This window comes from Deinococcus metalli, from assembly GCF_014201805.1.
GTDB lineage: Bacteria > Deinococcota > Deinococci > Deinococcales > Deinococcaceae > Deinococcus > Deinococcus metalli.
In genome coordinates this window covers 1-8928 of the sequence record NZ_JACHFK010000027.1, presented here as the reverse complement: position 1 = coordinate 8928, position 8928 = coordinate 1, and the positions used below count along the sequence as shown (strand labels likewise).

The following is an 8928-nucleotide window of genomic DNA, read 5'->3' as shown; positions in this document are numbered from 1 at the left end:
GCGTGTGCGCGATGGCCTTTGGCCCTGGGCTGACCGTGGAATCTGGTCTGATGACCAAACTCACCGGACTGGCGTGAGGGTGATCGACCTGTCCCGGCGTGAAGAAGCACGGCACGAACGCATGGACGATCTAAACTGCGACCAGGCCACGGTGGGTTTGTTTTAGGGAAGTTGCTAGGGAGCGCAAAGTGAATCACTGCACTTGCAATGAGCTGGAGCGGTGCGCCAAAAAGGCCAAGAGGATTAGTCTGGGTCATGCCGAATGCCTTCGTTTCCCCGTCTGTCGCTGACCGGTACACGCAGGCGCGTCCCTACGTTCATCCCCAGGTGATGGAGCGCATTCACGCCTAGTTGGGCGTGAATGCGCTTCTCCCCACCGCCCTTGATGTCGCCTGTGGGACTGGGAACCCTACCGCCGCGCTGCGTCAGTTGGCGAACGCCATCACAGGCACAGACGTATTCCCCGCCATGCTGAAGCAGGCCCAGGCCCGCTTTCCTGACCTCACCTTCGTCGAGGCCCCCGCCGAACACCTCCCGTTCGGTCCATCCAGCTTTGACCTTCAACGCCTTTGATCAGCAGGCCTTCTTGCGTCAGTCCGGGTGGGCTGTGGTGACACACCATCTCGAAAGGAGAAACCCTGAGGACGGCGCGGGTCATTCCCTTCACGCAGGCGGACGGCCCCAGAAGCGGTGCTCAGCCAAGCCGTTCACGAGTGCCCCAAGGGTCTGGTCGCCAATAAACAGCCCGAGCGTGGCAGCATCTTTGGCATTGTTCATGACTGGGCCGACAGGCGTGGCCTCCACGAGGCGGCGTCCACCATCGAGCACGGCGAGCGGTTTGGCATGCCGGTAAGTCTCAGTCACGAAGTCCAGCGCCTCAGGGCGGGCCAGCAGGGCATCGACGCCCGCCTCGCCGCCCGGCACCACCACCGCGTCGAACAGCACGGGTGAACTGTTGGATAGCGTCTTGGTGGCGACCACTCCGTCACTCAGGGTGCCCAGCCGCGTACCGATGAACTCACCAATGGCGCCAGCGTCCTGGAGCCCATGCATCACCTGGGCCATCTGGGTCGCGTCTACGCCTGGCGCCGCAAGCACCGCGACGGTGCGTCCCTTCGCGGAGAGCGGTTGGTCCTTGATCATCGTCAGTCCGGCGGTGGTCTGCAGGCCGCCGGAGGCCGTCGTTGGTGACGTCGCCTTCCCAAGCAGCGCCGTCTCTTCAGGGCTGTCCTGCTGCCCGCCGGGACTGGCCGTCTCTTCGAGCTCGGGCTGCTCCCCGATGGCCAGGGCCACCTGGGAGGCGAGGGTGGCATTGATTTCCCGCAGGTGAACGAGCATCCTCACCCGCACGTCCCGAACCTCACACTTGCTGAGTTCGAACGCCAGGGATTTGGTGATGTGCTCGCGTTCCACGGGCGTCATGGAATTCCAGAAGAGCCGCGCCTGACCGTAGTGATCGCTGAAACTCGAGGCCCGGACACGCAGTTTCGTTCCGTTGACTGGAGCTGCGAAGGACTGGAACCCCTGTTCTGCGGCGGGGGTAGGGTTGGGGCCGTCCAGGCCATTCGGGAAGTAGGCAACGCGGCCCGGGTTGATGGTGTGCCGCATGTGCCCGTCACGCTGGTTGTTGGATACCGGGTTCACGGGGCGGTTGATGGGCAATTCTGGCCAGTTGGGGCTCCCAAGGCGGGACAGCTGGGTATCCAGATACGAGAAATTGCGGCCCTGGAGCAGGGGATCATCGCTGAAGTCGATACCAGGCACGATGTTGGTGGTCATGAAGGCCACCTGCTCGGTTTCCGCGAAATAATTGTCGGGATTGCGGTTGAGCACCAGCCGACCCACGGGCTGCACCGGCACGAGATCCTCGGGCACGATCTTGGTGGCGTCCAGCACGTCGAAATCCCAGGCGTTCGCCTGATCCGCGGTGAAGATCTGGACGCCGAAGGTCCATTCCAGACGCCCACCCCGCTCAATCGTGTCCCACATGGTGCGCCGATGGAAGTCGGGATCCTTCCCGGCAATCTTCTGCGCTTCATCCCAGACCAGCGACTGCAGGCCCAGGACGGGCTTCCAATGGAACTTCACGAAGTGCGATTCCCCGGCACGGTTGATCAGGCGGAAGGTGTGCACGCCGAAGCCTTCCATAGTGTCGAACGACCGTGGGATGGCCCGATCCGAATGCACCCACATCAACATGTGCATGGATTCCGGTGTCAGGGAGATGAAATCGTAGAAGGTGTCGTGCGCACTGGCGGCCTGCGGGATCTCGTTGTGTGGCTCTGGCTTGACCGCGTGGATCAGGTCCGGGAATTTGATGGCGTCCTGGATGAAGAACACAGGGATGTTGTTGCCCACGATGTCCCAATTGCCCTGCTGGGTGCACAGCCTTACGGCGAAGCCTCGGACGTCGCGGGCGGTATCGGCGGAGCCGCGTGAGCCGGCCACCGTGGAGAAGCGCACAAAGACCGGGGTCTGCGCGCCGACCTCGGTCAGCACTGGGGCGGTCGTGCACTGGGCGAGCGATTCGTCCAGTTGGAAGTACCCGTGGGCCCCGGCGCCGCGTGCGTGCACGACCCGCTCGGGGATGCGTTCGTGGTCGAAATGATGGATCTTCTCGCGCAGCAGGAAGTCTTCCATCAAGGTGGGGCCACGCTCGCCTGCGCGCAGCGAATTCTGGTCGTCTCTGACGGGATGGCCCATGGTGTCGGTCAATACCTCTCCGGGCGTGGAGGTAGTGCGCTGCAGATCCGTACGTTTGGCGTCGGTCTGCTCCTTGGAGGTGGCCGCGCGTGGGGTGAAGGTGGTCTTCGGTTTAGGCATACAGGTACCTTTCCTTCCCTCTACAACGAGCCGCTTCTGAACGCTGACCCGGAACCGCAGCGTTGCTTAGGCCCAGGGGTCGAGGACGACCTTGATGCACCCGTCGTGCTTGTTGCGGAAGGTCTTGTACAACTCCGGCGCCTGATCGAGGGACGCCCGGTGCGTGATCACGAAGCTCGGATCGATCTCACCCGCCTCGATACGTCCTAGCAGCGGTCCGATATGGCGCTGGGTGTGCGTCTGCCCCATCTTGAAGGTCAAGCCCTTGGCAAAGGCCGCGCCCATGGGCAGTTTGTCGATCAGTCCGCCGTACACGCCGGGCATGCTGACGGTTCCGCCTTTCGCGCAGCTCAGGATCGCCCAGCGCAGCGCCGTGATGCGGTCGAAGCTGAGTTTCAGGCGTTGTTTGGCGGTGTCCACGAGGGCCCCAGGGCCATGTCCGTGGGCCTCCATGCCGACCGCGTCGATGACGTGATCCGGCCCGCGCCCGCCGGTCGCCTCGCGCAGGGCCACCAGGACATCATCCTGCTCGTAATTGATGGTCTGGCAGCCGGCGGTCTGCGCCATTGCCAGGCGCTCCGGCACGCGGTCGATGACGATCACGTGGGCCGCCCCGAGCATCTGGGCGCTCCGCGCCGCGAACTGCCCCACGGGCCCCGCTCCAAAGACGGCCACGACATCCCGTCCGGGCACGATGCCGCAGTTCTCCGCCGCCTGGTACCCGGTCGGGAAGATGTCGGTCAGGAACAGCACCTGTTCGTCACGCAGATCCGACTCGATCTTGTGTGGCCCCACATCCGCGAAGGGCACGCGCACGTACTGGGCCTGACCGCCGGCGTACCCGCCGTACATGTGCGAGTACCCGAACAGCCCGCCGCCGCTGACCGCGCCGTAGAGCGCCTCGGCCATGCGGTGGTTCGGGTTGGAGTTGTCGCAGGCACTGAAGAGCCCACGGCGGCACGGATCGCACACGCCGCACGCGATGTTGAAGGGCACCACGACCCGGTCACCGACCCTCAACGTCTTGACGTCCCGGCCGACCTCCACCACTTCACCCATGAACTCGTGTCCGAGGATGTCGCCCCTATCCATACTCGGGATCACGCCGTCGAGCAGGTGCAGGTCAGAGCCGCAGATCGCAGTCGACGTGATTCTCACGATGGCGTCGCTGGGCAGCAGCAGGGTCGGATCCGGCACGGTCTCGACTCCCACGTGGTTAGCCCCCTGCCAGACGATGGCCTTCATGCGGAGCCCCCCGCGTTGGCACGACCGCTGCTCTGTCCGTCGGTGGTCGGGGCAAAGCCCAGTTCCTGCTCGCGTTTGAAGCGCATCAGGTCATCCCGCAGTTGTTGCGCCGGTTCCTCACCGGCCAGGCGGGCCAACACGGCCCCCGCCGTCCCGCCCGGTGGCCGGTAGGTCAGGTGCACGATGACCTCGGTGCCCCGCCCGCCCGGGGCCGGGCGGAACTGCACCTCACCGGCATTGTCGATGGTGGCCCCCGGCACCGACTGCCAGCCGAGCCGCTGGCCGGGCTCATCGGTCGTGATCTCGGCCTCCCAGCTCACCTCACCGGTTGGGGCCGATACCGTCCAGCGCGAGCGCCGCTCGTCGAGCACCTCGACCCGCTGGAGGTGCGTCATCAGCTGGGGCAGGGAGGCCAGATCGCGCCAGCGGGCGTACAGTTCGTCGGCCGGCACGCCGATGGTGACCGCGTCGCCCACCAGCACGTCCCCACTCGGGGTCTGCCGGATCTTCAGTGCGGTGGCCAGCGGATTGCGGCCGGTGGCGGCCATGGCAGCCAGACCGGCTCCGACGCTGCCCAGCACAATCTTCTGAAGGGGCCGGGCGCTGCGCAGCCCGGCCCCCATCAGTGCGAGGCCGAGCGTCCCCACCATAGAGCGCTCCGCGACGGGCATGCGCGCTCCCGTACTCGGAGTGTCCGCGGTCTGCTCTGGTGTAGCGGTGGATTCGACCTCCGACCCCTCAGTGGCCATGGGCGTCTCGCTCATCTAGGTCGTGCGGCGTCGTCACTGTCGTCATGGTGCCTCCTGTGGAAATGAGTGGACTGCCTCAGGATGGCAAGGGCATGGTGAGCTTCCACGACGATCACGTGAACTGGAGTTCATGGGCCTCCGCTGAACACGGTTCGCTGTGCCCGAACAGGTGCCGGCCCGTCAGAGACGCCAGGTGGAGACACGGCCGGGCTCAGGTTTGGTCGTTCAACGCCGTGAGCGCCGCGTGGTACCCGGGCATGCCGTGGACGCCACCCCCAGGCGGGGTGCTGGCACTGCACAGGTAGATTCCTTTGAGAGGCGTACGGTACGGGGACGCCGAGAGCGTGGGACGAATCAGGGTACCCAGCAGCGTGTTCGCGCCACCCCCCACGTCCCCGCCGACCAGGTTGCGGTTCATCCGCTGTGCGTCGGCCGCGGTCGTCACCCGCCGGGCGAGCACGACCTCACGGAAGCCCGGTGCGAGCCGTTCGATCTGCGCCTCGATGCGATCAAGATCCCCCGGTCGCAGGTGGTAGCCACCCGGCACATGCCCGTACAGCCACGCGGTCTGCTGACCGTCCGGCGCGCGACTGGGATCGAATGGCGTGTGCTGCGCGAGCAGCAGGTACGGCCGCTCGGGCAGACCATGCACGCTCTGCGCCTCGCTGCGAACAAGGTCGGCCAGCGGCCCTCCCAGGTGAACAGTGGCTGCGAGCGACGTGCGTGGATCGCTCCACGGGATGGGCGCGCTGAGGGCATAATCGAGCTTGATGGTGCCCGCTCCATACCGGAAGTGCCGCAGCCGGCGGGCATAGCCGGCCGGGAGCTGAGGCGCGAGGCGCAGGAACTCCCGCGGTGAAACATCGAGCAGGTGCACGTCCGCGTCCAGTTCCTCCAGACGCTCGATCGGCCGGTTCACGTGCAGCCGCCCGCCCAGATGACCGAGGTACCCCAGCATGGCATCCGTGATGGCTTGGGCTCCCCCACGCGGGAACGGCCATCCAACTACATGCGCGCTCACCGCTAGCATCAGGCCGTACGCGGACGTCACCGGCTGGGTGAGCGGCACCTCCGAATGGGCACTGAGTCCGCCGAAGAGCGCCCGCGCCGACTCCCCGCGGAAAAGGGTACGGGCGAGCAGCGCGGCGGGCGGAAGGCCGCGGATCCCAAACCGGGCCAACGTAACGGGATGGCGCGGTACCCGGAGCAGGGGCTTGAGCGTCTCCTCGAAGAGGTCGTCGGCCGCGTCGACCAGGGGCCCCATCAACCGCCGGTACGCCGGGCCATCAGCTCCCAGGGCGTCCGCCGTTTCGTCAAGGCTGCGAAAAAGCAGGGCCGCGCCACCCGGGAGCGGATGCGCGACCGCAGCTGGCGAAGCCACAAACTGCAGCCCATATCGTTCCAGAGGCAACGTTCGGAAGAAGGGGGAAACCACGGCCAGCGGATGGATGGCCGAGCCCAGGTCATGGATGAAGCCCGGCAAGGTCAGTTCAGCGCTGCGCACCGCGCCCCCTGGCGTGGCATTCGCCTCGTAGACATCAACCTGCCAGCCAGCCCGGGCCAGCGTGATGGCGGCGGCCAGGCCGTTCGGCCCAGATCCCACCACGGCGGCGCGGTATGACATACCAGCCCATTACAGCGCAGGGGGTAGCGCGTCAGGTGCTGTCCGTACACCTGGGCACTGAGCGAGTACTCATGGTTCGCTCCCAGCTGGGAACGATTCAGGGGTCCTTGAGCGAACCGGGGAGCAACATGAGGGTAGGGCCGCTACGGTGGGCCATGCCCAGAAACGCATCGACACGCATGGCATTCGGATCTCTGGTGGCGCTGCTGATTGCGCCGGCTGTGTCGGGGCGCCGCCGGCGGCACCGTAACCTGCGCGGCCAGACCGTCGTGATTACGGGCGCCTCCACGGGGATCGGGCGGGCCACCGCGCTGGAGTGTGCCGTGCGGGGCGCGCAGGTCGTTATCGCGGCGCGGGATGCTGGAGTCCTGGCAGTGGTGGCCCATGAGATCGAGTCCCTCGGTGCCGTGGCCCTGGTCGTGCCTACTGACGTGCGGCAGCGTGCCCAGGTGGAGGGGCTGGTCGATACCGCCCTGGCCCGGTTCGGACGGATTGATGTCATGGTCAATCATGCGGGTGACATGTTCGTGGACAGCGTCGAGCACAGCGAGGAGTGGCGCGTGCGCCATCTGATCGAGACCAACGTGATGGGCGTGCTGTACGGCGTGCAGGCGGTGGTCCCCGTAATGCGCCGTCAGGGTGCCGGGCACATCATCAACACGGCGTCCGTCGAGGGCCGCGTGGGATTTCCCTACTCCGGCATCTACGGCGGGACCAAAGCGTTTGTGGAGGTCATGACGCAGTCGTTGCGGCAGGAGCTGATGCACGTGGAGCGCAGCGGCATTGTGGTCAGCGCCCTGCTGCCCGCCGCCGTCCGCACCCCACTGTTCGACACGGCCCCCAACGTGAAAGCAGGGGGGCACGGCGCCCACCTCGTGTGGCCCGTGATGGAGGCATCCCAGGTCGCCCGGGCGCTCGTCAATGCCATGGAACGCCCCCGGCCCGTGATCTATCCGCTGATCCCGTCACGGGCCTTCGTGATCCTGTACGACCTGGTTCCTGGACTGGCCGACCGCGTGCTGAGCACACTGCGGGTCGACCGGCACGTCAACTGGATGAGCTACGCGAAGCGGGGCAGCGGTCGGGCACGCCGGCCGATCAGCCCGATCATCCGAAACGGCCGCCTGCACGACGCATAAGCACACTGCAAAGGGACTGAAGCGACAGGTGTGAGCTTCGCCCCCGCTGGGTGAACCCAGGAGGCGGGCCTGCAGGCGGCGCGTCACAGGCAACTGGCTGGTGATGAGCGAAACCCCACTCCCGAATTACGGCCATTCCACAGTGGTGGTGCCGTGTCCGACCTTGCGGCCGCCACTCAGGTGCAAGGCGCGGCGCAGCCCAACCTCCCAGGTCAGGCGTTGCAGAATCCCTACGCCCAGCAGGTACGCGTAGCGGTCAAACCAACTGCTCGCCCGCACCTGGGACACGACGCTCAGCCGGTAGGCGTTGCCCTCCAGAGGATCACTCCGGAACGCGATCCATCCGGACTCAGAGTGCTGCCGCAAGGTTTGAAAGCGGAAGGTGGTTGGGGTGATCTCGACCACCTGTACCCGCCCGCGCCGGGTTCCTACCATCAGGATGGTGAACTGGTCGCCGACCCGGGTGTGCCCCTTGGTGTGCCGAACCCGCCGGAAGTGGGCCAGTAAGGACGGCATAAGGTCGGGTAGGCACTGCAAGACAGCGTCGACAACCTCGGTGTCCCTCTGCTGGGGCGAGCTGATATCGATCCAGTACAGGCGGCGCGTGACGGGCCCCACCCCTTGATGCTCACTCGTCAGTGACCAGCCAGCAACTGGAACCCGCAATGTCCGGGTGCCGTAGGCGGCAGCGAGGGCAGGAAGCACCAACCAGCGCGCCCTCATACTCCCCCTGCCATTTTAGGATGCTGATGGCCAAGAGCAGGTGTCATGGGTCAGTGTAGGCCCGGCGCGGTTCTGGCAAGTTAAGGGAAGTAGGGTGGTGAGCTGTGTCTGACCGGAAGCCGTACCGCCACCGTTTCCCTTTGAGCGTCATCGGCTACGCCCTTTGGCTGTACCATCGATTCCCCCTCAGCCAGCGGGACGTGCAGGAATTATTGTTCGAGGTCGGCATCATGGTCAGTCACGAAACCTTGCGGCAGTGGAACATCAAATTCGCTCCGGGCCTCTCCCTTCAGGGTGTGTACGTTATCCAGCAGGATGATCCTGGCCCCGCCCAGCAGGCTCGACGTCACACGTTTCTCAAATTCGCCGTCGTTGGCGGGCTGCACCATGGTGCCGACCTCGTTTCCGAGAGTAACGAGCGCCAGAATCTGGGCCAGCAGCGTCTTCCCTGTGCCCCGCATGGGAGCCTCGATCAGGTACAGCGGGATCGGACCATGGATCATTGGCCGCAGGAGCAGGGTGATGAGTGCGCTTAGAGCCTGAGGACAAAAAGCGGGATGCCACAATGAGACATGGCACCGCGGAAGACTACTGCACCTGTCTCTCAGGCCACCCGTCTGCCCAT

At 65.7% G+C, this 8928-nt stretch carries 8 protein-coding genes and 1 pseudogene; 3 read left to right on the top strand and 6 right to left on the bottom strand.

The window, feature by feature from the left end; translation table 11 throughout:
• Window positions 1–357: 357 nt before the first annotated feature.
• A complete protein-coding gene (locus tag HNQ07_RS24555) occupies window positions 358–573 on the top strand; it encodes a class I SAM-dependent methyltransferase (RefSeq protein WP_184116480.1) in 216 nt (71 codons plus the stop codon).
• 90 nt (window positions 574–663) lie between these two features.
• Here HNQ07_RS24555 and HNQ07_RS23640 read toward each other — a convergent pair whose 3' ends face one another.
• The 4 genes from HNQ07_RS23640 to HNQ07_RS23625 all read right to left on the bottom strand — a co-directional run bounded on the left by HNQ07_RS23640 (window position 664) and on the right by HNQ07_RS23625 (window position 6441).
• Window positions 664–2823 carry a catalase gene (locus HNQ07_RS23640; RefSeq protein WP_184116478.1) on the bottom strand — a complete coding sequence of 720 codons (2160 nt, stop codon included), beginning with the start codon at window positions 2821–2823 and terminating at the stop codon, window positions 664–666.
• A gap of 66 nt (window positions 2824–2889) precedes the next feature.
• Window positions 2890–4068 carry a zinc-dependent alcohol dehydrogenase gene (locus tag HNQ07_RS23635; protein ID WP_184116476.1) on the bottom strand — a complete coding sequence of 393 codons (1179 nt, stop codon included), beginning with the start codon at window positions 4066–4068 and terminating at the stop codon, window positions 2890–2892.
• Window positions 4065–4739, bottom strand: a complete 675-nt coding sequence (locus HNQ07_RS23630) for an SRPBCC family protein (RefSeq protein WP_184116474.1) — start codon at window positions 4737–4739, stop codon at window positions 4065–4067. Before HNQ07_RS23630 ends, HNQ07_RS23635 begins: the two co-directional genes overlap by 4 nt.
• A 289-nt stretch (window positions 4740–5028) precedes the next feature.
• Window positions 5029–6441 carry a phytoene desaturase family protein gene (locus HNQ07_RS23625; RefSeq protein WP_184116471.1) on the bottom strand — a complete coding sequence of 471 codons (1413 nt, stop codon included), beginning with the start codon at window positions 6439–6441 and terminating at the stop codon, window positions 5029–5031.
• 179 nt (window positions 6442–6620) lie between these two features.
• On the opposite strand from HNQ07_RS23625, the gene HNQ07_RS23620 reads away from it, so the two are divergent.
• Window positions 6621–7580 (top strand): SDR family NAD(P)-dependent oxidoreductase, encoded by a 960-nt coding sequence (locus HNQ07_RS23620; protein ID WP_184116469.1) that lies wholly within the window; start codon window positions 6621–6623, stop codon window positions 7578–7580.
• Between the two features lie 126 nt (window positions 7581–7706).
• Here the strand turns inward: HNQ07_RS23620 and HNQ07_RS23615 are convergent, their stop codons facing one another.
• Window positions 7707–8096 (bottom strand): hypothetical protein, encoded by a 390-nt coding sequence (locus HNQ07_RS23615; protein WP_184116467.1) that lies wholly within the window; start codon window positions 8094–8096, stop codon window positions 7707–7709.
• A gap of 311 nt (window positions 8097–8407) precedes the next feature.
• Between HNQ07_RS23615 and HNQ07_RS23610 the strand changes: the two are divergent.
• A pseudogene (locus HNQ07_RS23610) lies at window positions 8408–8590 on the top strand (IS6 family transposase); the annotation flags it as partial.
• Here HNQ07_RS23610 and HNQ07_RS24500 read toward each other — a convergent pair.
• Window positions 8513–8928 (bottom strand): hypothetical protein (locus tag HNQ07_RS24500; RefSeq protein WP_311733231.1); only part of this gene is annotated, 416 nt, incomplete at its 5' end. The pseudogene HNQ07_RS23610 and the gene HNQ07_RS24500 sit on opposite strands and share 78 nt — an antisense overlap.